The sequence below is a fragment of the Micromonospora hortensis genome, assembly GCF_022230935.1.
In the GTDB taxonomy this organism is placed as follows: Bacteria; Actinomycetota; Actinomycetes; order Mycobacteriales; family Micromonosporaceae; genus Micromonospora; species Micromonospora hortensis.
Genome location: NZ_JAKKFE010000012.1, coordinates 599,617 through 625,010, shown reverse-complemented (window position 1 = coordinate 625,010; position 25,394 = coordinate 599,617). Strand labels below are relative to the sequence as shown.

Here is a 25,394-nt window from a genome sequence, read left to right as displayed (position 1 = left end):
ATGGCGCAGGCGAGGGTGAAAAGCGAAGTCTCCGGGTACGGTCGCCCTGTGGACCTTCGATCTCGGCGAGCTGCCAGCAAGCGTGTACTTGGAACCATGGCAATAGCTGGAGGTTTCCTCGCCTGCGTGCTCACGATGGCGAGCGACTCCGGGCATGCCGAAACGTATGTCATTGCGGGCCTCCTTGTCCTGGCAGGGATCGGCCTGCGTATTGAGGCCGCAATCATCGATACAGCAGTGCAGCAGCCGTTGCTGCCACCATCAGCGCAAACGTTGGCCGATGCGAGGCGCAACGACGCCGACAGCGCGAATAGCCCGTCGTCACAGGCAAGAAACCGCAGTCCGCAGTCGCCGTAGGATCAGACGACGCCGAACACGCAGCAGAATCCGGCCAGGCCGCGGTCGTCAACGGCCATCGCCCGCCGCAACAGTCAGACCCGAACACCGCGCGTTGGCGGAAGGCCTAGTCGAGGTCGATTTGCGAGCCGAGGCGGACGAGTGCAGGGGTTTTGCAAGCGCGTCACGTGACAGTGGTCGGACTCGCCCATCAACTGGCAGGAGCCGATACGTGCGGAAGATCCTCAGCCTGGTCTTGACTGTTCTGTCAGTCGTCATGTCCGCGGCGACAGTCGCGCATGCCGACGACGGGCCCGTGACCCGGGTGACGCTGACCAGCGCGAACAGTTTCCACTCACGGGTCGAGGAGCGTCTGCTGAGCAGGACGGTCACCCTCGCGGCCGGTGAATCCCGGCACGTGCGCGGACGCCTCCAGGCGACCAGCAGCGTGCAGCAGATCGTGTCGATGAACAACACCCTGAAGTGTGTGAACCCAGCCGGCGCAGTCGTCGGCACCACGTCAACGTCCTCGCGAAACCACGAGGGCTCGGACACCACCTATTACGCCAAGCCTGGGCACCTGCCGATCTACGCCGACCTGCTCTTCACCGCGCCATCGGCGGGCACCTACACCTGCGGCATGTACGGGTACACGGCCTCCACCTCGCTCGACGGCTACTACCTGACCGCCGTCGCGACAGACACCTGGCTGGAGGTGAGCGACACCAACCAGGTGGGTGCGCGGTGGTGGCAGAACCCGGCGTGTAGCAGCACCGGCACGTCGAGCACCTGCACTTACGTCGGCGCCGGTACGTCTACGGCCTGGGTGTTCTACGACGACGGCACCCCCGTGCACAAATGGAACGCCGCCGCCAATGCGACCTCGGCTCAGGCGCTGGCGACGCTGGAACTGACCACCTGCTACACGGGCACCGCGTCATGCAAGAGCGCCATCGACGCGTACGAGCAGCCGCGCGGGACGAATGCGGTGGTCGACGTGCGTTTCGAGTTCATCCAACTCGACCCGACCGCCCACACCTGCCGCACGACGAGCACCGCAACCTCGCGCAAGACGATTCGCGACGACGCCCACCACTACGTCGCGAACTTCGCCCTCACCGGCGTGCCGATCGACCCGACCTGCGGAACCCGGACCTTCATCATGCGGATCTTCGTGAGACACGTCTCCGGCAATCCGATCAAGATCGACGGGGTCCAGAGCACGACCTCATTGACGAACGGCATCGCCATGAACATCTTCTGACCGTCGCCGGCCCTGGCCGCCCGACCGCCCGTCGAAGAGGACATGGAAAGGATGCGGGCCCTCCACGGGAGGGGCCCGCATTCGTGCGTTCCGCAGGCCGAGGTGGGGCCACCGCGATCCGGCGGTAGGCGGACTGCAGGCGGACTGCAAGCGGACTGCGGGCATCCCGCGCGAAGGTAGCGGCATCGAGCCCATCGCCCCAAAAAGGAGGTTCCGTGCGTAGATGCATGGTGTTTGTGAGTTGTGTACTCGTAGCGGTCGCGGGTACGACGTCCGCAGCCCAGGCAGCGGTGTCCCCGGACCGAGCGGCCGCACAACCGTCGCTCGCCGGTTTCGCCCCGGCCGTCGACGTCGACGCGATGAACCGGCAGTTCCACCACCTGGAAGCCATTGCCGCCGGAAGTCCGGAGGGCTCCGGCGGCACGTACTTCGACGAGAAGACCGGGCAACTGGTCGTCCGGCAGGTGGCGAACACCGACGGCGCGCGACTGCGGGCCGAGGTGGCGGCACGCTCGCGACAGGCGGGCGAGGTGCCGGTCCGGTTCGAGACCACGACGGTGTCAATGCACCGGCTGGAAACCGCCACGAAGGCGTTGAAGAGTTCCCGGGCCTGGGCCGGCGGCAGCGCCGGGAGTGTGCACCAGGTATGGCTGGACCGCCTGACACCGCAGATCGTCATCGACGCCTCCGGCGACGCCGAGGCCCTCGTCGCGGCGGCGGTCAAGGCCACCTCCCTGACTCCGAGGGTGTCCCTATCGAAGACCGGAACCGTCGAGGCGAGCCGCCGGGTCGACAGCGTCCCCTACTACGGTGGGCTGGCACTGTTCAACAGCGTTCCCGGAAACGCCCGTACCGCGGACGCATTCTGCACGACCGGATTCCGCATGACCCGCGGCGGGACCAACAGCAACTGGGTGACCACCGCCGGACACTGCGGCCCGAACCAGCGCAACTTCTGGCACGGCGGGTGGAACCTGCGGGTCAGCTCGAACTACTACAGCCTGGGCACGGACGTCGCCATGCTGGCGGGGGAGAACGGCGCTTACTTCAGCCGGCACTCCTGGTTCGGTGGGCGGGACACCAGCACGTCACACCCGGTGACGGCGAAGTTGACCGGATGGCCCGCCATCGGGTCGGCGGTCTACCTGTCCGGTGCCAACGGTGGTCTGGTGTACGGCCTGGTCCGGGACACCAACAACACCGATTGCAACGGCACGCCGACGGTTGTCGTCGACACGGTCACCGGGCACCCGAGCGACGGTCCGGTGCTCGGCGGCGACTCGGGCGGGCCGGTCACGCGATGGAACACCGCCACCTCGGCGACGAACGACCTCACCGCCGAGGGCATCATCACCTGTAGCAACAGCTCGAGCCGGGCGGACTTCACGCCCATCCACCGCGTCGAGGCGGCCACGGACGCCGTCGTGGTGATCGGCGGCAACTGACCGGTCCGGTACGCGGGCGGCGAGCGTGCCGCCCGCGTACCGGTGCCCTGGGGCCGAGGTCAGTTCGTGTACGACGACGCTGTCGGCTCGGGAGGCAATGTCCACTCGGGCACGGGGTTTCCCGCGCCCGAGTTGCGGTTCTTTGACGCGAAGTCGTTCGCCGCCGCCCAGGTCATGAGTCGGCGCCGGCCGGGTGTCCCTGGCCGGCGCCGACGACTAGTTCGGCCTTCCTGCTAGCCGATGGCGGGCGATGTCAGTACCAACGGCGCGACAGGTGGGTGTCACAGGTGTACTGGACGGCGGCGGCGTTGTTGGCTGTGCTACCGCCGGCGATGGTCAGGCACTTGCCGCTGTTCACGTTCCGAACCTGAAGCGTGCTGCCGTTGTTGTTGATGACCCGCCAGTAGCGCGCGGCGTGGGTGTCGCAGGTGTACTGGACGACTGGAGCGTTGTTCGCGGTGCTTCCGCCGTCGACGGTCAGGCACCGGCCGCTGTTCAGGTTGACGAGGCGGAAGTTGCCGCCGAGCGAGCCGCTGACGACCCAGGTACGCGATGCGTGGCCGTCGCAGTTGTACTGAACCGCGCGAGCGAGGTTCGCGGTGCTGCCGCCGGCGACGGTGAGGCACTTGCGGCTGTTCGCGTTCGTCAGGGTGATGGCCTCGCCGTCGGCGGCGATCCTGGCACTCACCTCGGCCTTCGCCGGTGCGCCGGTTAGCAGAAAAGCTATCGCGAAGACCAGAGCAAATGCCGATTTCACAGAGCGGTTCATGCGTCTCCCCTTGGTGGTATCGAATGGATTTCTTACTGTCGGATCGCTGAGCTGTGCGCAGCAAATCTGCTGCTCACCAACGTTGATCCGACCCGTGTGGACTGGGCCCAGCCACGTTGTCTTGTATAGTCTGCTGTGGATTGTCCAGCAGCCTTTTCGCGGGCAGGACAAACAAACAAACAAACCTGGAGGGCGGCAGGTGGGACGGCCTGAACGGCGTCTTGATCCCGGCGGGGGGCACTGCAGCGCTTCGCTCTGGGTCTGCGAGCGATGCGGATGGCGACGGGGCAGCCGAGCTATCGGGAGATGTCCAGACGCGTGCACCTCTCCGTGACCGCGCTGTCCGAGGCGGCGGGCGGCCAGGCGCTTCCCAGTTTGCCGGTGACTCTTTCCTACGTGGCGGTCTGTGGCGGAGATGTTCGGGAGTGGGAAAAACGAAGGCGATCGCTGCACGGCTAGGGCGGTTCGGGGTCGTGCGGGAACGACGCTCCAGACGTGCCGTGCCGTGGCCTGTCAACCTTCCACTCGGATGATGCGCGAAGTTGGTCGAAGAACTGCGTGCCAGAATTGCTGACAACTACTTCTTCACGGTCTTCGCCGCATCTGGTGCGGGGAAGTCTTCGCTGCTCCGGGCGGGACTACTGCCCTTGCTGATAAATCATGCCCCACCAGATTCGCCGACTTGGCTAATACTCGAGCAGGAGATCCGCCCTCGATGCTCCACCGCTTACGGCGACGCCGACCAGGTGGTGCAGCGGGACGAGGTGGGGTGGCCAGCAGCGGTAGAACGCCAACTCCCCGGTGGTGCGGATGCGGCGGACCGTTCGACAGGTCGACTGGGAGGTGAGCCTGCTCCATTGACCTGCGAGCGTGAGCACGGTTTCCTCATCCGGCCACGGCGAAGTCTCGTCATCGTCGTCCCACGGTTCGTCCTCGTCGTAGGCGGCCCCAGCCCCGAGCGCGTGCTCTTCGATCGTGCGCTCGCCTACGTCGAACAGCACCTCGCCGCGTTCGCCGAGGTAGGCGAATGCTCGTTCCACAACGCCGCCTCTGGCGCGCCCCCACCCGTGATAGTCGACGACACGATGAGTCCCGAAGTACTGCACCTCACCCAGTACACGGCTCAGCGCCGCCAGCCAAGCGGCGAATTGGTCGTCTTCGGGTGCGGGAACGTCTGTCGAAGCGGCTAGCGTCCACCGGTCGAGCGGCGGTGTAAGCAGCCAGTTGCCGTGGTCGTCATAGGCAGCGGCGACCGCATCGCTCCAGGTGGCTGGAGTGGGACGGCTGAGGCTCAGCGCGGCGGCGACGGCGTCGGCGCCCCGGTCGCGCACAGCGAGCCACTGGAGTTTGTGACCGAAGCCGTGCGCAACGTCCGTGATCGCGTGATCGTAAGGGATTGCAAAGAGGGCCTCCTGCCCCCACTCACGGCTTCGCGACGGCGGACCCGACACTCACGAGGAAGATCAGAATCGTTACGGCCTCCCGTACCAGCGTGCGTAACGATGGCAAGGTCTTCACCGGGAAGGCGGGTCCGGCTGACATGATCATCCTGGTCGCATCGCATTGATGCTCTTGACACGCTCCAAATAGCACCGTTAACATCACCGAAACGTTGTTAGCGCTAACAGCCGCCGGTCGCTGATCCGCGCCGGACGAGGCCGAGTCGATTGCGTGTGCGCTGGAAGCCCAACCGGTCGAGCGGAAAGTTTTCTCCCACCCTTCGTGATCACCGTCGAACGATGCCTCACATCCAGCAATTAACCACATCAGGCCGGCTATTCGTGAAATCGGACGCTTCTGCCCGTTGTTGGCGCTAAATACGCCCAGACGAAAGGTGGGTCCTAATGGTCATCGAGAAGACTGCCGGCAATCGACGTCGAGGTCTAGCGGCTATTGTCCTTGCTCTCGCGGTAGGAGTGGGCGTGGGTCAACTGACGCCGATCGTGCCGGCCTCGGCGGAGAAGCCCGTGCCGCCGGCGGCACCCGGCGCCGGACCTCAAACCCCGTCCGCCAAGGTGCCACTGGCCGGCGTCGACATGGCTCAGACGTACGTCAACCCGATCAATTTGCCCGGAATGGCCGTGCGCAACATCGTGGGGACGATGCCGCCTACGGACGAGAAAGTCGCAGACACGTCGCAAATACCGGCCAGCTTGAACGTGGAGACGTGGACGGCAGCGTCCGGGCGGACTCTCGCGAGCCGATCCACCGCCGGGTTCACCAGGATTTCCGAGAACTCTGCACGGACCGGGGCGGACTGGTCCGCCCTGAACGTCGACGGGACCATCTATCTTTACGCATCAGGTGCCATGCAGAACGCACCGAACAACAACCGCACTGTCTGGTCCACCACGGACTACCTCACGTGGACCCCCCATCAGATGAACCTGGGACTGGTCGCACCAACCGTCGTACAGGTCGGCGACAGGTTCTACATGGCCGGCAACAACACGCCGGTCTATCAAGCGGACTCGCCCCTCGGGCCGTGGACCAGCATGGGAAGTTTCCTGCGCCTGAGCGGCCAGACCCTGAGCGTTGGCGACGTGCAGTTCTTCCCGGACACGGACGGCCGGCTGTACTTGACGTACAACATCGGCTCGCCGATCATGGGCGCCGAGCTCGACCCGAACAATCCTCGACAGCTCATCAGCGACCCGGTCGTGCTCTGGACCTTTGACCCGCGCCAGGAGTGGCAGCACATCGGTGACAACAAGGCGACCTACACGCATGGGTACGTGGAGGGTTCGCAGCTGTTCAAGGTGAGGGACACGTACTACCTCTCGGTCGCCTCCGGTGGCACGGAGTTCACCACGTACGCGACCGGTGTGATGACGTCGAACAAACCGCTATCCGGGTTCAAAGTCACCCAGCAAAACCCGATCGGCTACGGAAACAACCACCCGAGTGCGGTATATCCGAACGCTGGGCACGGCAGTTTCGTACTCGACAAGTCCGGCAACCTGGTGTTCTTCTACACCTATGTCATCGCGTACGAGGAGTTCTTCGAGCGGCGACTGGGGATGGACATCTGCAACGTGATTCCCGCCGGTCCGAAACGGGGCGCAATCGATTGCGAGTTGTCCAACACGCCGCAACTGGCCCCGGGGAAGAAGATCTCGGGCAGGGACGACACCGGACTCTACAACGTGGCCACCAACAGCCAGGCCTACTGGGCAAGCAGCTATGCGCCCGGGCGCAACCCGTACTACGGAAGCGACCGCTCCCTATCCACCTGGTGGGAGCCGGCTGACAGCGATACCGCGCCCGCGTACATCAGGGGCTTCGGGACCGTTTTCCACATCTCCGCCGCGCAGATTCAGTGGAAGGAGCTCGGACGCACGTTTACCAAGGACAACGCGGTGCAGTACACGCTGGAGTACAAGGACATCCCCACCAACACGTGGCGGCCCTTGGTCGACAGGAGTACGAACTCCACCGCGTACACGGCTGACTACGTCACCTTCGACCGGGTGCTGACGAACGCAGTCAGGCTGAAGGTCCTGGGTACGACCGAGACCGTCAAGGTCGGAGTCCACGAACTGAACGTTTTCGGGGAGAACTACAACCTGGCCGTCGAGAAGGGCATGCTCACTCGATAGTCCGGTTGCTGGGCCGTGCGGTAGGAGCGGGCGAGATCAACAGACCTCGCCCGCTCCTACCTGTGCCGCAACTCGGCGCGCCTAGCGGTGCCTATGCGACTTCCGCACCGTCAACTTCTGGTAATCGGCGGCGTGGGACTGGTAGGTCGGGTTGCCGGAGTAGGCAACGTGGACCCGGTAGGCGCCGGGCTGCAGATCGGCGGTCGGCAGCTCGACGACGGCCTTACCGTCCGCCAGTGGCACGACGTGCACGGTGCCGCCGAAGGTGACGGTGACCTCGCCGGTCGGGGTCGGAGGGCGGTGCTGGTGCCTGCCCGCCGGCCCAACAGTCACGTTCAATCTGAACGTGCCCCCGCGGACGACCGATGTGGGCGCGGCCTTCGCCTGGACCTTGACGGCGGCCGGGCCGGAGGGCACCCCGAACGATGCCGTACCCGCCGACGCCTTCAGGTAGTCGAAGCCGAGGTACTCGGCCTTGACCGTCCGGGCACCCGCCGGCAGACCTGTCGGCAGGGTGACCGTCGCCGCGCCGTCGCTCAGGTGGGCGAGCTTCGACCACGAGCCGATGCTGAGCCGCACCTGACCGCCGGTCTCGAACCCGTCAGATGCCGTGACTGTCACGGTGGCCGTGGTCGTCTGGGCGCCGCTCGCGTATGGCTCGACCGCCACCTCGGTGGTGGTCGTGACGTCGCTGTTCGGGATCCCGCGGATATCGTTCCACTCGCGAACGGTCAGCGGGATCACGGTGCCGTGACGCGGACGGACGACACCCGCGTTGGTCATCGTGATCGCCTTGGCGTTCCAGGTCGGGGCCTCGACGTTCTCGTGACACGCGGCCTGGTATCCGCCTCCGTTCGTGTACCGGTCACCCCACAGGTAGAACTGGCCGGGGCAGGAGGTGTCACCGGGGTTCGCCTTGAAGATGACCGGTCCCTCGTACCCCTGGTTGGCGACCCACGTCGTGCGGCCAAGTGCCGGCGCGACCAACGTCCAGTTGTCGATGTTGCTGTCCAGGAAATCGGTGTGCTTCTCCGAGAAGATGTCCGAGCCCTGGTTGCCAGCCTCGTTCTTGGTCACCCGGTAGTAGTGGTCACCGACCCGGATCGCGGTCGTGTCGATTCGCGACAGCGGAGCCGGATCCTGCCAGACCTGGGGAGCGGAGAACGTCTGGAAGTCTCGCGTCGTGGCATACCACATCTGCGCGTTGCCCTGACCGGTGCGGTTCACGGGGTCGCTCCACAGCGACTGAGCCCAGAACACGACGTAGGCGCCGATTTCCTCGACCCACAGCGACTCTGGTGCGAAGGCGTTCCCCGCGTTGCCGGGCGCGACCTTCACGTGCCGCTGAGGGGTCCAGTTCACAAGGTCGTGTGATTCGAACACCTCGATGTACTGGGTGTCGTTGATGGCGTATCCACCCTGGTCGTACCAGTTCAGGTCGGTGGCGATCATGTAGAACGTGTCGCCGTCAGGTGAGCGGACGATGTGCGGGTCACGAAGCCCCTGGTCGCCCAGTTGGGAGATGAGTGACGGCCGACCTCCGGTCAGACCGGTCCAGTCCAGGGCGGTGTTTCCGTTGGATGTGGCGAACATGATCTGCTCGCCGTCGGCAATTCCCTCACCCTTGAAGTACCCCATGAAGTACCGCTCGTACTCCTCGGAACGTGGCATGGCGGTGATGGTCACCGGGAACGACTTCTTCCGCGAGGCCGTGCCCTTGGTGATGGTCGCCGTCAGGGTGGCGGCAACGTCCTCATGGCCGAAGGCCGGGCGGGTTACCTCACCCGTCGGGGTGACGAGGCTTGCGGTCGACCTCCAGGTGATCGTGGATCCGAACTCGCCCCTGGCAGCGAGGTCGAGGTTTCCGCGCACGTCGTCGGTAGCGTCCACTGTCAGGTCGGAGGCGTCACGGTCGACCGCCTGCCCATTGTCGAACTCGGCCTTCACCACCACCGGGATCTCCCGTGTGGTGACCTCCTCGGCACCCTTGCGGACAGTCGCCGTGAGAATGACTGTCGCGTCGGGCTGCCCCTGGCCCGGCCGGGTGATCCTGCCGGTCACCGCAACCTTGCGCGCGCTGGCGAGGGCCGGCGGGGTGTAGACCTCGACGACCGACGGGTCCGAACTACTCCAGGTGATGGCCGAGCCCGCCACGGAACCCACCTTGGGCAGAACGACATCTCGTACGACCGCACTGGTCAGGCCGAGGTCGATGGCCGCGGCGTCGGCGCGAACGCCATCGGAGACGGTCTTCTCCGCCAGGACGATTGTCTCGTCGAGACTCACTGCCCGGTCGTACACGCGGAAGTCCCGGATGGTTCCGCGGAACGAGTAGTGGCCCGACGTCTGCGAGCGACCGAGGAAGTTGCAGTTGGTCCCCGCAGCGTTCACCGACGGCGCCGTGGTCAGGTCAGTCGACGTCGCGTGCAGCACGCCGTCGAGGTAGAGCCTGCCGGTCCAGCTCGTGCCGTTCGAGTTCAGTGACTGGGTGTAGGTGACGTGGGTCCACGCTCCCTCGAGCATGCGGACCCGGTTCTGTTGGAGGTTCGCCGGACCCACGGCGACGCGGAACCGCTGCGTGTTCGACGCGAAGATGGAGCCCTCTGCGCCGGTGTCGACGTCGCACGACCCGGACTTACGGCCAAAACCCCACATCTGGTGCTCGCCGACGTTTGCCGGATCGACCCACACGTCATAGTCGACGGTGAGGTTGGACATGCCGGCGGTGATGTCGTTCGGCAGTGCCACGTATGCGCCGTCGAGGGCGCTCTCGTAGGAGTCGGGGTTGAACCTGAGTCCTTCGCCGGTCAGGGACGCCTCCTCGGGATTCACGAGTGTGGCGTTCGCCGCCGCGCCCGCGCTACCCGAGTTGACCAACGTCGTCCCACTGGTCTCGTCGAGGGCGAAGTGGTGCACCAGACCCTCGTTGAGCTGCTCCTCGGCAGCGTGCGAGGGCGTCGCCGCGAACGAGACCGAAAGAAGCGCACCCAGTGCCAGGACCGCGACACCTCTACCCTTGCGACTCAGCCCGAGACGTGGCCTTCGCTGTCGCAGTCTCAACTGATCCTCCTTGATCGGGGTGAGGTTCTCTCTAAGGTGGACGGAGCTGTTAACGCTAACTACGGTGCGCTGCCGGGTCAACGCAGTCCGTTGCGGCCTGAGGGTCACGGAGCCCCGAGGTTGATGTGCCCACCGGTCGGCCTGTCGGGGTTCAGGTACGCCAGTGGTCCCGGATCCCTTGCCGGGCCGGGCCGTACGCGGGCCAGGAGGCGGGGCCATCAGTGGTGGAGGCCGGATCGGCCGGGCGTCCAGAACGCCGCTACCTCGCCGAACCGATCCTCCAGTGGCTGGCCGATAACCCGACAGACCCAGTCGCCGCTCTGGAGGCGGAAATCGCCGCGCTGCATTCTGCTCCGGACTGGGAAGGCCTGCTCGGCAGCCAACTGTGAACGGTGGAGCTTCCGAGCACCGGCACGGGGGGTCGGCGGCCTGGTACGAGCCCGGTTGGGGGAGCAGGTTGGGAGCAGCGGGGCGGCGTCCCGTTTCCCGTGGAGTGCTCCGCGGTTCTGCCTGCTGGAGTCCGTCACGTTGCCGCTGGTCGTGAAGGCGTGCGCATCACTGTCTGTGTTCGGCCACCCAGTGGGCGAGGCCGCGGCCGGGGACAGCGACGACGCGGAATCCCGGGAGCCCCGGCGGCGGCATACTCGTGACTGTGAACGCCTCGTACTGATCGTCCGGCTCCACGACGAGGACTGCGTTGTCGGCGAAGGTCAGAGCCAACCGACCGTCCTTGCGAATCTCGGCGGCCGTGATCTGCGCTTGGTGCCTGTCGAGCAACGGTGCGAGACCTGTCGACGTCGAGGGGTCGAACCGGCCTTCGGCACCGGGTGCTCCGTAGGAGAACTCAGTTTCGATACGGATCTCGATCCAGGCCTCGACTATGAGCGTGAATGCAAAGTCGATCCGCAGTTGTGTCACGACGCCGTCGCCGACCGGTAGCAGCCACTTACCGGTCTGCTCGATCAGCCCGGTCGGTTCCACGCGCTCGGTCATGGACCCATGCTTCCCTGGATCCTCCAGGTCGTCGCCGAGTATCCGGATCTGCCGCGGCGGCCCAGACCACCACGAAAGCCGGGTTCCCGGCGGCAAATCGGCCGTAGACGGCGTCCGTGGGGCTATGCGGAACAACCAGCTCCGGTGCGAAAACTCGCCGAATGACGAGCAGAATCTCGTTCCACGAATTCGCCCATCAACTGCGCCGCTAACGGCGCCACCCACGGTTGGATCAAGCCGACCACCCGCTCCAGCCGCCGTTGCCGTACCCGGCCATCGTGATGTCGGGTGTACAGGAAATACAGCACCGAACGCCGCGTGGCGGACAGCGCCGCCTCCGCGGCAACGGACGGCTCGTCGGAGTAGATCCGGTACTCCGGCAGGCGGATTACCGGTGTGGTCAGGCGAAGAGGTTGCCGGTGATGTCGGCGTAGAAGTCGGCGGGATCGCGGGAGAGGGAGGCCTTGACGTTGGCGGTGGGCTTGTCAGCGATGACCTCGATCTTGCCTGCTTCCAGTCCGTCGAGGGCCTGGGCGACCACCTCGTGGGGCGCGAGCTTGGGGATGTCGACGCCAGCCATCATGTCCGTGTCGGCGATCGCCAGCGCCAGGGCGGTGACCAGAGTCTTCTGGTCGGCCAACTCGAGTCGGATGCCATTCGTCAGGGACCACTCCGCGGCCTTGGAGGCGGCGTAGCCGTTGCTGCCGGGGCTGAAGGTGTACCAGCTCAGCGCCGAGATGACGTTGAGGATGGCGCCACCGGCAAGCCTGGGCGCGAAGGCGCGGGTGACGTTGAGGGTGCCCCAGAAGTTGGTGTCGAGGTCGCGGCGAATGTTCTCCGTGGAGGGGCCGAGCAGCGGGGCTTCAGTGGAGGTGCCGGCGTTGTTGATGAGGATGTCGAGGTCCCCCACCTTGCCTGCGGCGGCCTCGATTGACGCGGGATCCGTGATGTCCAGTTGGAGCGCGATGGCGCCGGGGATGTCGATGCTTTCCAGGCGACGGGCGGTCGCATAGACGGTGGCGCCCCGGGTGAGGAGGGCTTCGGCGAAGGCCTTGCCGAGGCCGCGGTTGGCTCCGGTCACGAGAGCTGTTGAGCCGTTGATTTGCATATCGCCACGCTAAAACCTCACGTTGACGTCAGGGGCAAACTTGTGCGAGGTGAATCACGCTCGCCCGTGTCGGCGGCGCTCGGGTCGAATCCGGGGTAGAGCGGCACCGGGAGCCGGCGCCCATGCGCGTCGAGCCACATCGAGGACGGGCCGGGCAGGATTCGTACGCCGTGGGAGGCCCAGATCGGACCCCAGTTCGCTCGCACACTGTCATACGAGACCTACCCCGGCACACCAGAGGCCATGAATCGGTGGTCCGCCCTCGGCGACACGCTCCGCCCTCACCCGAGGCAAACCCGCCACCCGCCAACAACGCCGCACCTTGAACACCCGAATGACACGAATGCGAAACGCGCTCTCAGCGTGCTGATGGTGCTCACTGTGCCTTCCGTGCCTCGGACAACTCACGCCTGAACGCATGGACTTGACGCTCGAAATGCCGAGACTGCGAATGCGCACACGCCCTCGGCGGTCGGCCGTATGGTGACCGAGAGACTGCCGTCGGGACATCTTCCATGCTGAAGGGGAGTCGGTCGCGATGCGAGAAATCAGCGACGAGTTTTTCTTTACTATGGCAGAAGTTTCTGGTGCTCTTGTCGGCACACTTCTCGTCGGAGTCTTCTTTTACCTCGACTCCGACCTGCACAAGACCCGCAAGGGCTCAGCTGCGGCCGACCGCTACATGCGCTCGGGAGTGCGGTGGATCTTCTTGGTCTCGGCCGTGCCGCTCATCGTGTCGCTCACACTCGCCGGCCTGAAGCCGATCTGGGGTGCTCTTACTTTCATCGCGCTCTCGGTGGTGCTGGTTGCCTCAACTGTCGACACGACCTACCGCACAGTCTCTCGCGGCGGCTCGGCCATATCGACTGCGTTCGTTGTCAACGAAGTCGCCACCACGGCAGCGGTTGTCGTCCTTGTGACGCTTCCCTGGGTGCTTGGTGGCTGGGTGCCACCGCCATCCGCCTTCGTGCCCTCGCTTCTGCTGGCCTTGGGATCTGGCTTTTTCAGCATTGTGGCGCTCGTCATGACTCTCTTCGGGCCGGCCCGGCGTGACGACGCCCCTGCATAGCACCCGCCGTGCGCTCGTGCAGGCTTCGCACTGCCCGAGGGGTGCTGCACCGTGCTATGGCCGATTACGGAAGCTGGGCTCCTCGCTGGAGAGTTGCTGATTCAAGCCACGGCTGGCGTGATGATCGCGCGGACGGCTCCGAAGATTTCCCGCGCGATGGAGCGCTTGACACTGTTCGACGGTGCCGCGACATGGTCATTCATCCAACCGGGATCACGGTCCTCGGCCCGTCTATCAGGGTATGAACTGCGGCACCACGTCGGCGAGTGCATGGTCGAGGATTTCCAGGCCCAGGTCCAGCTCTGCGTGGCTGGAGGTGAGCGCTGGCGCGATGCGGAAGACGCCGCCCATGCCCGGCAGCTGCACCACATTCATGTGCAGGCCCAGCTCCAGGCAACGCCCTGTCACCGCGGCGCCCAGAGCGTCGGCCGGTCGCTTCGACTCCCGGTCCCTGACCAGCTCGAGCCCGACCAGCAGCCCGCGGCCGCGCACGTCGCCGACCACGGGGTGCCGTTGGCTGATCTCCTGAAGGCCCTTCCGCAGGTACGAGCCCAGTTGCGCCGCCTGTTCGTCGAGCCGGTCGTCCTCCAGCACGTCCAGGACCGTGTTGCCGACCGCGGCCACCAGCGGGTCCGAGACGTGCGTGGTGAAGAAGAGGAAGCCGCGCTCGTGCGCCGTCTGCTCGATCTCCGCGCTGGTCACCACAGCGGCCAGCGGCAGGCCGGCGCCGAGCGTCTTCGACAGGGTCAGGATGTCCGGCACGACGCCGTCACGCTGGAACGCGTACCACTCTCCGGTGCGGCACAGACCGGTCTGCGCCTCGTCGACGATCAACAGCCCGCCCCGCTCGTGCACCTTGTCGCGCAGCGCCACGAGGTATCCCGGCGGTAGGTCGATCACCCCGCCGGAGCTGAGGATCGGCTCGACGAGGCACGCCGCCAGGCTGCCCACCGACTGGGCGTCGAACAGCTCGAACGCGAACTCCAGCTGATGCCGCCAGTCCAGCTCGCCGCTGGGAAAGGTGAAGTCGGGCCGGTAGGCGTTCGGTGTGGGGATCGCGAAGTTGCCGGGCGCCGCGGGCCCGTACCCCTTGCGCCCCGAGCTGTAGGTGGCGCTCGCCGCAGCCTGCGTCATCCCGTGCCAGGACCGGGCGAACGAGATGATTTCGTGCCGGCCGGTGACCAGCTTCGCCATCCGGATCGCCGCCTCGTTGGACTCCGCGCCGGTGGTGAGCAGCAGGACCTTGTCCAGCGGCGCGGGCAGCGAGCCGGCGAGGCGGCGTGCCAGCTCGACCACGGGCCGGCTCAGCATGCCACTGAACAGGTGGTCGAGAGTGGCTGCCTGCCGCTGGATCGTGGCTACGACGGCCGGGTGGGAGTGACCGAGGATCGCGCTCATCTGCCCCGACGTGAAGTCGAGCAGGCGGCGGCCGTCGGCGGTGAAGACGAAACTGCCCTCGGCGCGGTCGATGATCTCGCGTACGAAGCTGCCCGCGCCGATGTAGCGGACCAGGTGACGATCGGCGTCGGACCAGAACGAATCAGCCATGGATCGACGCTAGGCAGCCCGGACAGGCACGTCCATCGCACATTTCCGCTGTCGCTGTTAAGCAAAGCCGTACAGTCGGCGGTCATGACGCTGAATCCGTGGCGACTGCGCCTGCTCGCCGACCTGGCGACCTACGGCACCGTCCGGGCCGTTGCGCAGCGCGGGAACCTGAGCCCGTCGGCGGTTTCGCAGCAACTGACCACTCTGGAACGGGAGACCCGGACCGCGCTGCTCGAACGCACCGGGCGGCGGGTGCGGCTCACTGCGGCCGGAATGTTGCTCGCCGGCAGGGCTCGGGAGATCCTCGCTGCCATGGACGCGGCCGAGGCGGAGCTGCGCCGCCTCGCCGACGAGCCCGCCGGCACGGTTACCGTGGCCGCGTTCCAGAGTGCGGTGCAAGCCCTCGCCGAACCGGCGCTTGTCCGTCTCGCGGCCCGACACCCGGATCTGAGCGTGGTGTTGCTGGAACTGGAGCCGCACGAGAGCATGCCGGCGCTGCGTCGCGGCGACGTCGACCTGATCATCACGACGGCCGACTTCGCCGGCGCCGAGCTCTCCCCGGAGATCCACCTGGTGCCGCTCGCCACCGACCCGATCGTGCTCGTACTGCCCCCGGAGCATCCGCTGACCAGCGCCGAGTCGGTCGCCCTGGAGGCGTGCGCGCAGCAGCGCTGGACGTTCGACGTCGACGGCTCGTACATGTCCGAGCTGTCCACCCGGCTGTGCCGGGAGGCCGGCTTCGAGCCCGTGGTGATCTGTCGGTTCAACAACTACATGCTGGCGCTCCAGCACGTGGAGAACGGCCGCTCGATCACCATGCTGCCGAAGCTGGCGGTGGACCCGCGATACCGGGTGGTGACCCGACCGCTGAGCCCGCCGCTGACCCGGCGCATCACCGCCGGGGCCCGGCGACCGGCCGCGTCACGCCCCGAGGTGACGGCCGTGCTCAATGCCCTGAGAGCAGGTGACTGACCTTGGCCGGACCGTCGGTCGGGCCAGCGCCCGCTCCTCGGCCTCGCGATCGGAGCCATTGTGCCTTCCTTTCGATTCGGGATGCTACGCACGAGTTCAGGCCGGAGGGTCGAGCCCCTGTTCGCGACGCAGTTGCTCCTGAGCGAGGATGCTGGCCCGGCCCAGCACATCGACCTGGGCGGGGTTGTAAAGACCGACGACGGCGTCGATCAACGTCTGGCGCGTGACGTGCTCGCTCTTCGACAGATGTCGGGCGGGGTCACGCAGCCAGGGATAGTCGACCAGATGCTGCGCCAGGCGCGCGGCGAGCTTCTCGGCGAGGTTCTGGCGGGTCGCCTCGTCGGCGTCGGGCGGCAGGGTGTCGATGTCGTGGCTGACGGGATCCGTGTCGGCGTCCGCCATGCGCCGCAGGTCCTTCATCACGTTCTCGTCGTTGAGCTGGGTGAAGACGTGGATGAGCGAGGTGTCGGACACGGTCAGCCGCGGCGCGCCCGACTCGAAGCCCGCGGGCGCGTCAGCTGGCGCCCCGTCGCGCAGAATGATCGCGATGTCGGAGCGAGCTCGGCGTAGACGCTCGACCTCGGCCGCCAGGTCGGCGTCGACCTGACGCAGCACTTCCGGGGCGGGGGCGCCGCCCGTGGTGATCGCGCCGATCCGGGACAGGGGCACACCCAGCTCTACGAGCCGCCGGATGCGCAGGAGGACGACGAGATGCTGTATCCCATACTGCTTGTATCCGTTCGGTCGGCGCTCGGGCTCGTCGAGCAGTCCGAGCCGGTGGTAGTGCCGAATGGTGTTCACCGTGGTGCCGGCGAGTTTCGCGAGCTCACGGGTGCTCCAGGCCACGTCGGTTGCGCCGATGAATCGGATCTCGCCTCGGTGCCGGAGGCCCAGCTGGTCGGCGTCACCGGACGGATCCAGCACTTCGAGGGACCGAGCGGGCAGTCCACCCGCGACGGCCCGCTCATCACCGAGAGGAAGACCGCCCAGAGCGATCTCCGGCGGCGTGGCGTCGCCGCGTCGTGCGAGGACGGTGCCAGCAACGCGGTCGTACGGGGCGATCCATGCCCTTTCGCCCGTCAGCGAGGCTGGACCAGGCCGTTGTCGTACGCGAAGATCACCGCCTGGATCCGGTCGCGGGCTCCGATCTTGAACAAGACCCGTCCGACGTGCTTCTTCACGGTCGACTCGGTCAGCGTGAAGCGTTCGGCGATCTCGGTGTTGGTGGCGCCCTGGCCGATCGCCTCGAGCACCTCCCGTTCCCGCTCGCTCAGCGTGCTCAGGCGGGGATTCTCGGAGGTGGTCGGCGCCGGTTCCTGCAGGTAGGCGTCCATCAGCTTGCGGGTCAGGCTGGGGGCTACCACTGAGTCTCCGCTCGCGACAGCGCGGATGCCGGCGATCAGTTCCTCCGGGCGCGCGTCTTTGAGTAAGAAGCCGCTCGCTCCGGCTCGAAGTCCGGCGTAGACGTATTCGTCCAGATCGAATGTGGTCAGGATCAGCACGTGGGTGCGTGAGCCGGCCGCGGTTATGCGGCGGGTGGCCTCGATGCCGTCCATGCCGGGCATGCGCACGTCCATCAGCACCACATCGGGCCGGGTCTGATCGACTTTCCGCACTGCCTCGGCGCCGGTGGCGGCCTCACCCACCACGGTGATGCCGGGGGTGCCGTCGAGCAGCATCTTGAAGCCCATTCGCTGCAACTGCTGGTCGTCGACGATCAGGACGGTGGTCATAAGGGCTCCTTGAGGACTACGTCAACGAGCCAGCCGTTCTCCACCGGGCCGGCGGTCACTATCCCGCTGTACATGGCGGCGCGTTCGCGTATGCCGAGCAGGCCGTGGCTTGGAGGGGCCGGTATGGCACGGCCGTTGTCGAGAACGCGTACCCGTACCTCTCCGCGGCAGGCAGCGAGAGTGACCGTCGCGGACGCGCCGCGCCCCGCGTGTTTGAGGGTGTTGGTGAGCGCTTCCTGGACGATGCGGTAGACCGCGAGCTGCAGCCCCTTGCCGAGGGTGTGCAGCTCGCCCGAGGTGGAGTAGGTGACTGGCAGCCCGGCTGCCCGCACGCTCGGCAGCAGCCGGTCGAGATCGTCGATGCCGGGCTGCGGTCTCAGCTGCGGACCAGGGTCACCCTCGCGCAGCACGCCCAGCACCCGGCGCAGCTCCGCGAGCGCCTGGCGGCCGGTCTCGCCGATCAGCCGGAGCGGTTCGGCGGTCTGCTCCTGCCGCGATCTGGCGAGGGCGGCGCTGCCGTCGGCGAGGCCGACGATCACCGACACGTGATGGCCGACGATGTCGTGCATCTCGCGGGCCACCCGGGCCCGCTCCTCAGCGACGGCCAGGCGGGCCTGCTGATCCCGTTCGATCTCGAGGCGGGCGGCCCGGTCCTCCAGGGCGATGAGGTACGCCCGGCGGGTGCGCACCGCGACGCCGGACGCGACCGCGGCCGCCTCTGTGCCGATCGCCAGGAGCAGGGTGGTGACGCGGTTCTCCGTCACCGGGTTGATCAGGTAGATCTCGGCGACCAGCAGCGCGAGGGCGATCCCGGAGGCCCAGGCCAGCGCCCGCCACGAACCGCGGGAGGCCACCCCGAACAGCATCACGAGCAGGATCACGCCGGCGCCGACGCCGACGTCCAGCAGTCCCTCGATCAACTCGATGGTCGCGGTGGCCAGGAACGCCGGGAACGGGTACCGCCGCCGCCAGTAGAGCGGTGGCAGCAGCACCAGGGTCGCGATGGTCGCCGACAGGGGTTTCTCGATGATGTTCGGGATGCTGAAGAGCACGATCGGGACGGCTACCAGGGTGTCCATGACCCACGGGTGGCGCCGGTCGAACGCCCGCAGCCGTGCCTGCCGGTCCACGAGCCATCCCTGCGTGCTCATCGCCCGAGTCTCCCCTACGCGTCGGTCTTTTTGAGCCGATAGGCGCTGGCGGTGAGCGTCACGGCCACGTACCCGGCGAAGACTGCGATTCCGGCCCACGGACCCAGCGTGCCGTCCGTGGGGGCCAGTGCCATCACGGCGCTGCCCGCGTTGCTGGGCAGGTAGGGGGTGACGGCATCGGCGATCGAGTCCGGCAGCAGCGGGGCCAGAACGGGCACGACCAGCAGCGCGCCGGACAGGATCGCGATGGCGCCGGCGCTGGAGCGGACGAGCATGCCGAGCGCGACGCCGAGCGCCGCGACCAGCCCCAGATACAGGCCGGCGCCGAACAGGGCCCGCACGACGCCCTCGTCACCGAGGCCCAGACCGTCGACCTTCTCGTTGAGCACGGCCGACCCCAGGGCGAAAGCCGCGAAGGCGCCGATGGTCATCGTCACGAAGGCGGCTGCCCCGGCCACGAGGCCCTTTGACCACAGCACCGGCAACCGGCGCGGCACCGCGGCCAAAGTCGCCCGGATCATGCCGGTGGTGTATTCGCTCGCCCCCAGCAACGCGCCGAGCACGCCGACGGACAGGGCGGCCAGGACGCTGCCCGACAGGGCCAGATCGACCGAGGTCGGGCCCTCACCCGAGAAGGACGCCGAGGCGATCATGCCGAAGGCGATCAGGAGGAAGACGGAGATGCCGGTCGTGATCCAGCTGGAGCGCAGGGAAGAGAACTTGGTCCATTCGGCAGCGACGACGCCACCAGGGGTGATCTTCATCGGGAGGCCTCGTATTCGACAGCGTCGCGGGTCAGGTCCATGAACGCCTCTTCGAGGGAGGAGTTCTGCGGGGTGAGTTCGAACAGTGGGATGCCGCGGCTGGCCGCGGCCAGCCCGATCTTGCGGGCGGAGGTGCCGGCGACGAGCAGTTCCTCGGCGCCGGTCGAGGTGACCGTGATGCCAGGGCCGGCAATCGTCGTGCGCAGCGCGTCGGGGGCGGGAGTGACGACGCGGACGCCCTCGGCGGTCACGAAGTCGGCCACTGTGGTGTCGGCCAGCAGCCTGCCCCGGCCGATGATGACCAGGTGGTCCGCGATCAGCGACACCTCGCTCATCAGGTGTGAGGACAGCATCACGGTGCGGCCCTCGGCGGCCAGGCCGGTGAGCAGGTTGCGCACCCAGAGGACACCCTCGGGGTCGAGGCCGTTGACCGGCTCGTCGAGCATCACCACGGCCGGGTCGCCGAGCAGCGCGGCGGCGATGCCGAGTCGCTGGCCCATGCCAAGGGAGAACGCACCGACCCGCTTGTTGGCGACGGCCGAGAGGCCGGCCAGGTCGAGCACCTCGTCCACGCGCGAGCGCGGGATGCCGTTCGTGCGAGCCAATGCCAGAAGGTGGCTGACCGCCGTCCGGCCCGGGTGTGCGGCCTTGGCGTCGAGCAGAACGCCGATGTCGCGCAGTGGTGCCTGCGACGACGCGTACGGCTTGCCGTTGACCAGCACGTCGCCGGAGGTCGGCGCATCGAGACCGACGATCATCCGCATGGTCGTCGACTTGCCGGCGCCGTTGGGGCCGAGGAAGCCGGTGACCTGTCCGGGCTTCGCGGTGAACGACAGGCGGTCGACGACCGTCTTCGCACCGTATCGCTTGGTTATCTCGCGTACCTGAATCATGCTCACCACGCTAGGTCCGGGCACAGCCCTCATCGTGGTACCGCGGTCGGCATTACCGGCCCGCCATTGGTACCCAGGTTCTACTGGCCATCGCTACGTAAGGGTGTTTCACCGACGCGAACGCCGCCTCGCCGATGCAAGCGTGGAGCCAGCCGTACCACGGGGGAGGAGCTGACGTGGCCTGGAGCACCCGGGAGCTCTACATCTGCCAGCAGCCGCCCGGAAATGGTGCGGCCTCAAGCCGGGCGACGACGATCTCGCGAATGACATCGTCGCTGATAGGCAGGAAAGAGCAGGGCGTACATCCGTCGAAATGGTGAACCGTGTCAGCCGACGATTCATCGGGGACTTGGTGGTGGCGTGGCTGACGCAACCCCGGCCGCCCAGGTCGGAGGTCACTTCAGACCGACCCGCCAGGGCCGCTATGCGGTGGACGGGGTGATGAGCTCATCGGCGACCCAACGCGCGACGGCAGCGGGGTAGGGCGCCGGCAGCGTGAGCACGATGTGCCCGAAGCCGGCACCGATCGCCCTGCCGATGGCGTCGCGGGTGAGCCTGGGCTGGTCATAGGAGACGGGCAGGTTGATCGAGCGGGTGATCGATGCGGGGTCGCGGCCGATTTCGGCGCAGTAGCGTTCCAGCAGGGTGCTGCGGCTGACGGCGTCGTCGACGTCCCCGCTGGCGATGTTCCAGATGTCCGCGTGCTCGGCGACCACCCGCAATGTGGCGGCGGAGCGGCCACCGATAACGATCGGCGGGTGCGGGCGCTGCACGGGCTTGGGGCTGGCGAACGCTCCGGTGAGGTCGACGTACGTTCCGTGGAAGTCGAACGGCTCGTTGTCGGTCCAGAGTCGACGGATGACCGTGAGCGCCTCGGCGAGGCTGGCCACGGCGTCGTTGGTGTCGGCGAAGGGAAGGCCGTGCGCGGCGTACTCCTGCCGGGCCAGGGGGTGACCAGGCCGTGACCCGACGCCGATGCCGAAGTCGAGGCGTCCGCCGGAGACGATGTCGACGACCGTGGCGATCTTGGCGAGCATCGCGGGAGGCCGGAAGCGGTTGCTGGTCACCATCACGCCCAGTCGCAGCCGCTCGGTCTGCGCGGCGAGGGCGGAGAGCAGGGTCCAGCCTTCGTACGCCGGTCCGCCCGGGTCGCCACCGATGGGCATGAGGTGGTCGAACAGCCACGCGTGCTCGATCTCGGCGATGGCGTCCGCTTCCTGCCATACCCGCAGGATGTCGTGGTAGTCGACGTGCATCGGGGCGGTCATGAGCCCGAAGCTGGGCGAGGGCTTGCTTGGCATGGGTCCGTTCGTCCTTTCGACGCCGAGCTGGAAGGTCTGGCTGCGCGGCGGGTCAGCGGCAGGCGGACGCGCGGGCGCACGTCCGCCTGCCGCCTGGTCACTGACACGTGCCGGGTGATCAGCGGCGGCGCAGCGTCGGGTCGAGTAGAGCGGGCGGGGTGTCGTTCTTCTCGTGGGCGGCGAGGTCGACGCCGGGAGCCACGATCGCGTCGATCGCGTCCAGTACGTCGGTGGGGAGCACCGTGTCCGCGGCGGCGAGCTGCGAGTGGAGGTGGTCCGTCGTGCGGGGGCCGATGATCGCGCTGGTCACGCCCGGGTGTGCGGTGACGAAGCCGAGCGCGAGTTGGATGATGCTCAGGCCAGCCTCGTCGGCGACTGTGGCGAGTTGCTCGACGGCGTCGAGCTTGGCGCGGTTGGCGGGGATGCTGATGTCGTAGCGCTGCCGCATGAAGCCCGAGCGGTTCGTGCTGATGTCCTGGCCGGCGCGGATCGCGCCGGAGAGCCAGCCCGATGCCAGCGGGCTCCAGGCGAGCACGCCCATGCCGTACTCCTGGGTCGCGGGCAGCACGTGGGTCTCGATGCCGCGTTGCAGGATCGAGTAGTTCGGCTGCTCGGTGACGTATCGGCTCAGATGTCCCTCGCGGGCGGCCCACTGCGCCTGCACGATGCGGTAGGCGGGGAAGGTCGAGGAGCCGAAGTAGCGGATCTTGCCCGCGCGTTGCAGGTCCGTCAGCGCCGCCAGCGTCTCGTCGTCGCTTGTCGTCGGGTCCCACCGGTGCATCTGATAGAGGTCGACGTGGTCGACGCCGAGGCGGCGCAGGCTGTTGTCCAGCGCGGTGACCAGCCAGCGGCGCGAGCCGCCCCGCTGGTTGCGGTCGTCGCCCATCGGCAGGGTCGCCTTGGTGGCCAGGACGACGTCGTCGCGGCGGCCGGCGATGGCCTTGCCGACCATCTCCTCGGACTGGCCGCCGCTGTAGGCGTCGGCGGTGTCGATGAGGTTGATCCCCGCGTCGAGTGCCGCGTGGACGATGGCGGTGACGTCCTCCTGGGTGGTGTTGCCGATCTTGCCGAAGTTCATCGCACCGAGTACGAGGGTGCTGACCTGCACGCCAGTGCGACCCAGGGTGCGGTATTGCATGACTGTTTCTCCTTCGCGTCCGGCGGTCCACGGTTTGGTGGCAGCCCGCCCGGTCAGTATGGTGGGTAAGCGGAACGAGGTTCCGATAGTCAACATACGGAACGGCGTTCCGGATGCCAAGCGGAGTGACGGAGGTAACGCGACGTGGCCGACATCGACAGCGGCTCGGAGCGACCGGTCCCGCGCAAGCGGGCCGACGCCCGGCGCAACGAGAGGGCCCTGCTCGACGCTGCCGCCGCGGCGTTCGTCACCTCCGGCGTCGACGTCCCCGTGCGCGACATCGCCGTACGGGCGGGCGTTGGCGTGGGCACGATCTACCGGCACTTCCCCAGCCGGGCCGACCTCATCGTCGCCGTCTACCGGCACCAGATCGAGGCGTGCGCCGAGGCGGGACCGGCCCTGCTGGCCGACAGCTACACACCGCACGCCGCCCTGGCGCAGTGGATCGACCTGTTCGTCGACTTCCTGGTCACCAAGCACGGTCTCGCCGCAGCGCTACAGTCCGACGACGCCGCCTTCCAGAGCCTGCACGCCTACTTCCTCGACCGGCTCGTCCCGGTCTGCGACCAACTCCTCGACGCCGCCGTCGCCGCTCAAGAGATCCGCCCCGACATGGACGCCTACGGGCTGCTGCGCGGCGTCGGCAATCTCTGCATCGGCGCGGGCAACGATCCTCGTTACGACGCACGCCGCCTGGTCGACCTCCTCGTGGCCGGGCTTCGCGTCCGCTAGGACCTGTTTCAGAGCGCGGTGCCGCCCGAAGCGTCGATGACCTGACCGGTCACCCAGCGCCCCTCGTCCGAGGCGAGGAAGGCGATGATGCTGGCCACGTCGTCCGTCTCGCCGAGCCGGCCGAGGGCGACGCGCGCCGTCTGCTGCGCCGCGAGTTCCGGATTGTCGACCAGATATTGGCTGTTCCGGGTCATGACGATGCCGGGTGACACCGCGTTGACGGTGATCCCGCGGAGGCCCAAATCCAGCGCCATGTCGTAGCTGAACCAGTTCAGCGCCGCCTTGCTGACGCCGTAGGCCAGCAGATCCGGGCTTCCGACTCTGGCCGCGGTGCTGGAGACGTTGATGATCCGGCCGCCGTCGCGCAGTCGCGGCAGCGCGTGCTTCGTGATGAAGAACGGCGCCTTCACGTTCACGGCCATCACCTGGTCGAACTCGTCCTCGGGGAGGTCGGCCAGTCGGGCGAAGCTTCCCTTGCCGGCGTTGTGGACGAGGATGTCGATCTTCCCGTCGGGCACGAGCTCCCGGCCCGCCGTGTCGAAGGTCTCCCAGAAGCGAGCCGCGTCGCCGGGTGTGCCCAGCTCGGTGTGCACGGCGAATGCACGTCCGCCTTCCTTGCGGATGCGCTCCACCGTGTCGCGGGCCGCCGCCTCGTCGTGGCCGTAGCCGACGGCGACCGTCGCCCCGTCACGGGCGAACCGCTCGACGGTCGCCCGGCCGATTCCGTGACTGCCGCCGGTGACGACGGCCACTTTGTTCTGCAGTGCTCCTGACATGACCGCTCCTTTGTTGAATGATCGCTCAAGAGGAACCGTAGCTCCTTCTTGAGCGATCCACCAACAAATCTCCAGCCCGCTTTTGAGCGATCGCTCTAGAATGGGGTCATGGACACACCAGAGGTACGGCGAGGCCGGCCGCCGACCTTCGACCGGGCGGCGGCACTGGCGGCCGCCACCCGCCTGTTCTGGGAGAACGGGTACGAGGGGACCTCGATCAACGACCTGACCCGGGCGATGGGCATCCGGCCCGGCAGTCTCTATGCGGCGTTCGGCGACAAGAGGTCCCTGTTCAACGAGGTCATCGAGGCGTACGGTCGCTCCCCGGCCGGCGAGTTCGTCTGGGCAGCCATGGCCAGGGAGCCGACGGCCTTCGATGCCTTCCACCGCATCCTGCTCGACGCGGCGGCGATGTACACCGACGCCGAGACGCCGGCCGGAAACCTGCTCTGCAGCGCGGCTGCGGCCGACACCGATGTCGCCACCTACATGCGCGACCTGCGCAACGCCAGCGTCGGCACCTTCGAGAAGCGCCTGACAACCGCCCGGCAAGAGGGCGAACTACCGGCGGCAGCCGACCCCCGCAAGCTTGCCGCGTATTTCACGGCCGTCATGCACGGCATGTCCCAGCGCGCCCGGGATGGCGCCACGGCGGCGGAGCTCACCGATACCGCGGAACTGGCCATGGCCGCCTGGCCGACGCGCTGACCGCTGCGGATCTCCCTGGCTCCCGGCGAACCAGG

22 protein-coding genes and 1 pseudogene are annotated in these 25,394 nt (G+C 67.3%); 9 read left to right on the top strand and 14 right to left on the bottom strand.

Annotated elements, in window-relative coordinates:
* The first annotated feature begins 568 nt into the window (after nucleotides 1–568).
* Complete coding sequence (locus tag NIE111_RS11270) at nucleotides 569–1,600, top strand: hypothetical protein (RefSeq protein ID WP_238684339.1); 1,032 nt, start codon at nucleotides 569–571, stop codon at nucleotides 1,598–1,600.
* A 290-nt stretch (nucleotides 1,601–1,890) separates the two neighbouring features.
* Nucleotides 1,891–3,045: a chymotrypsin family serine protease gene (locus NIE111_RS11265; RefSeq protein WP_238684338.1), complete on the top strand. Its 1,155-nt coding sequence runs from the start codon at nucleotides 1,891–1,893 to the stop codon at nucleotides 3,043–3,045.
* A 253-nt stretch (nucleotides 3,046–3,298) separates the two neighbouring features.
* On the opposite strand, the gene NIE111_RS11260 is transcribed toward NIE111_RS11265, so the two are convergent.
* Complete coding sequence (locus NIE111_RS11260) at nucleotides 3,299–3,814, bottom strand: RICIN domain-containing protein (protein ID WP_238684337.1); 516 nt, start codon at nucleotides 3,812–3,814, stop codon at nucleotides 3,299–3,301.
* A 542-nt stretch (nucleotides 3,815–4,356) separates the two neighbouring features.
* On the opposite strand from NIE111_RS11260, the pseudogene NIE111_RS32415 reads away from it, so the two are divergent.
* Nucleotides 4,357–4,479 (top strand): annotated as a pseudogene (locus NIE111_RS32415) (nSTAND1 domain-containing NTPase); the annotation flags it as partial.
* 21 nt (nucleotides 4,480–4,500) lie between these two features.
* Here NIE111_RS32415 and NIE111_RS11255 read toward each other — a convergent pair.
* Complete coding sequence (locus NIE111_RS11255) at nucleotides 4,501–5,145, bottom strand: hypothetical protein (RefSeq protein ID WP_238684336.1); 645 nt, start codon at nucleotides 5,143–5,145, stop codon at nucleotides 4,501–4,503.
* Nucleotides 5,146–5,736: 591 nt separating this feature from the next.
* On the opposite strand from NIE111_RS11255, the gene NIE111_RS11250 reads away from it, so the two are divergent.
* A complete protein-coding gene (locus NIE111_RS11250) occupies nucleotides 5,737–7,413 on the top strand; it encodes a family 43 glycosylhydrolase (protein WP_238684335.1) in 1,677 nt (558 codons plus the stop codon).
* Between the two features lie 81 nt (nucleotides 7,414–7,494).
* Here the strand turns inward: NIE111_RS11250 and NIE111_RS11245 are convergent, their stop codons facing one another.
* Nucleotides 7,495–10,554 carry an immunoglobulin-like domain-containing protein gene (locus NIE111_RS11245; RefSeq protein ID WP_238684334.1) on the bottom strand — a complete coding sequence of 1,020 codons (3,060 nt, stop codon included), beginning with the start codon at nucleotides 10,552–10,554 and terminating at the stop codon, nucleotides 7,495–7,497.
* A gap of 140 nt (nucleotides 10,555–10,694) precedes the next feature.
* Here NIE111_RS11245 and NIE111_RS11240 point away from each other — a divergent pair, with 140 nt between their 5' ends.
* Nucleotides 10,695–10,862, top strand: coding sequence for a hypothetical protein (locus tag NIE111_RS11240; RefSeq protein ID WP_238684333.1), 168 nt, complete (start codon nucleotides 10,695–10,697; stop codon nucleotides 10,860–10,862).
* Between the two features lie 166 nt (nucleotides 10,863–11,028).
* Here the strand turns inward: NIE111_RS11240 and NIE111_RS11235 are convergent, their stop codons facing one another.
* On the bottom strand, nucleotides 11,029–11,466 hold the full coding sequence (locus NIE111_RS11235; RefSeq protein ID WP_238684332.1) for a DUF6188 family protein: 438 nt from the start codon (nucleotides 11,464–11,466) through the stop codon (nucleotides 11,029–11,031).
* Nucleotides 11,467–11,866: 400 nt separating this feature from the next.
* Nucleotides 11,867–12,574: an SDR family oxidoreductase gene (locus NIE111_RS11230; protein ID WP_238684331.1), complete on the bottom strand. Its 708-nt coding sequence runs from the start codon at nucleotides 12,572–12,574 to the stop codon at nucleotides 11,867–11,869.
* A 538-nt stretch (nucleotides 12,575–13,112) separates the two neighbouring features.
* Here NIE111_RS11230 and NIE111_RS11225 point away from each other — a divergent pair.
* Nucleotides 13,113–13,643, top strand: a complete 531-nt coding sequence (locus NIE111_RS11225; protein WP_238684330.1) for a hypothetical protein — start codon at nucleotides 13,113–13,115, stop codon at nucleotides 13,641–13,643.
* A gap of 234 nt (nucleotides 13,644–13,877) precedes the next feature.
* Here NIE111_RS11225 and NIE111_RS11220 read toward each other — a convergent pair whose 3' ends face one another.
* The gene (locus NIE111_RS11220) at nucleotides 13,878–15,191 is read right to left on the bottom strand and encodes an aspartate aminotransferase family protein (protein ID WP_238684329.1); all 1,314 of its coding nucleotides are present in this window, start codon (nucleotides 15,189–15,191) and stop codon (nucleotides 13,878–13,880) included.
* 84 nt (nucleotides 15,192–15,275) lie between these two features.
* On the opposite strand from NIE111_RS11220, the gene NIE111_RS11215 reads away from it, so the two are divergent.
* The gene (locus NIE111_RS11215) at nucleotides 15,276–16,163 is read left to right on the top strand and encodes a LysR family transcriptional regulator (protein ID WP_238684328.1); all 888 of its coding nucleotides are present in this window, start codon (nucleotides 15,276–15,278) and stop codon (nucleotides 16,161–16,163) included.
* 96 nt (nucleotides 16,164–16,259) lie between these two features.
* Here NIE111_RS11215 and NIE111_RS11210 read toward each other — a convergent pair whose 3' ends face one another.
* The 7 genes from NIE111_RS11210 to NIE111_RS11180 form a co-directional block, all read right to left on the bottom strand.
* Nucleotides 16,260–17,087, bottom strand: coding sequence for a MerR family transcriptional regulator (locus NIE111_RS11210; protein ID WP_238684327.1), 828 nt, complete (start codon nucleotides 17,085–17,087; stop codon nucleotides 16,260–16,262).
* Between the two features lie 155 nt (nucleotides 17,088–17,242).
* On the bottom strand, nucleotides 17,243–17,896 hold the full coding sequence (locus NIE111_RS11205) for a response regulator (protein WP_238684326.1): 654 nt from the start codon (nucleotides 17,894–17,896) through the stop codon (nucleotides 17,243–17,245).
* Nucleotides 17,893–19,047 (bottom strand): sensor histidine kinase, encoded by a 1,155-nt coding sequence (locus tag NIE111_RS11200; protein ID WP_238684325.1) that lies wholly within the window; start codon nucleotides 19,045–19,047, stop codon nucleotides 17,893–17,895. The genes NIE111_RS11205 and NIE111_RS11200 overlap by 4 nt, the downstream gene beginning before the upstream one ends.
* A gap of 14 nt (nucleotides 19,048–19,061) precedes the next feature.
* Nucleotides 19,062–19,811, bottom strand: coding sequence for an ABC-2 transporter permease (locus NIE111_RS11195; protein WP_238684324.1), 750 nt, complete (start codon nucleotides 19,809–19,811; stop codon nucleotides 19,062–19,064).
* The gene (locus tag NIE111_RS11190) at nucleotides 19,808–20,704 is read right to left on the bottom strand and encodes an ABC transporter ATP-binding protein (RefSeq protein ID WP_238684323.1); all 897 of its coding nucleotides are present in this window, start codon (nucleotides 20,702–20,704) and stop codon (nucleotides 19,808–19,810) included. Before NIE111_RS11190 ends, NIE111_RS11195 begins: the two co-directional genes overlap by 4 nt.
* Before the next feature lie 422 nt (nucleotides 20,705–21,126).
* On the bottom strand, nucleotides 21,127–22,005 hold the full coding sequence (locus NIE111_RS11185) for an LLM class flavin-dependent oxidoreductase (RefSeq protein WP_238684322.1): 879 nt from the start codon (nucleotides 22,003–22,005) through the stop codon (nucleotides 21,127–21,129).
* Nucleotides 22,006–22,123: 118 nt separating this feature from the next.
* Nucleotides 22,124–23,143, bottom strand: a complete 1,020-nt coding sequence (locus tag NIE111_RS11180) for an aldo/keto reductase (RefSeq protein WP_238684321.1) — start codon at nucleotides 23,141–23,143, stop codon at nucleotides 22,124–22,126.
* 153 nt (nucleotides 23,144–23,296) lie between these two features.
* Here NIE111_RS11180 and NIE111_RS11175 point away from each other — a divergent pair, with 153 nt between their 5' ends.
* Nucleotides 23,297–23,875 (top strand): TetR/AcrR family transcriptional regulator, encoded by a 579-nt coding sequence (locus NIE111_RS11175; protein ID WP_238684399.1) that lies wholly within the window; start codon nucleotides 23,297–23,299, stop codon nucleotides 23,873–23,875.
* An 8-nt stretch (nucleotides 23,876–23,883) separates the two neighbouring features.
* Here the strand turns inward: NIE111_RS11175 and NIE111_RS11170 are convergent, their stop codons facing one another.
* Nucleotides 23,884–24,651 (bottom strand): SDR family NAD(P)-dependent oxidoreductase, encoded by a 768-nt coding sequence (locus tag NIE111_RS11170; RefSeq protein WP_238684320.1) that lies wholly within the window; start codon nucleotides 24,649–24,651, stop codon nucleotides 23,884–23,886.
* A 108-nt stretch (nucleotides 24,652–24,759) separates the two neighbouring features.
* On the opposite strand from NIE111_RS11170, the gene NIE111_RS11165 reads away from it, so the two are divergent.
* Nucleotides 24,760–25,359, top strand: coding sequence for a TetR/AcrR family transcriptional regulator (locus tag NIE111_RS11165; RefSeq protein ID WP_238684319.1), 600 nt, complete (start codon nucleotides 24,760–24,762; stop codon nucleotides 25,357–25,359).
* Nucleotides 25,360–25,394 lie beyond the last annotated feature (35 nt).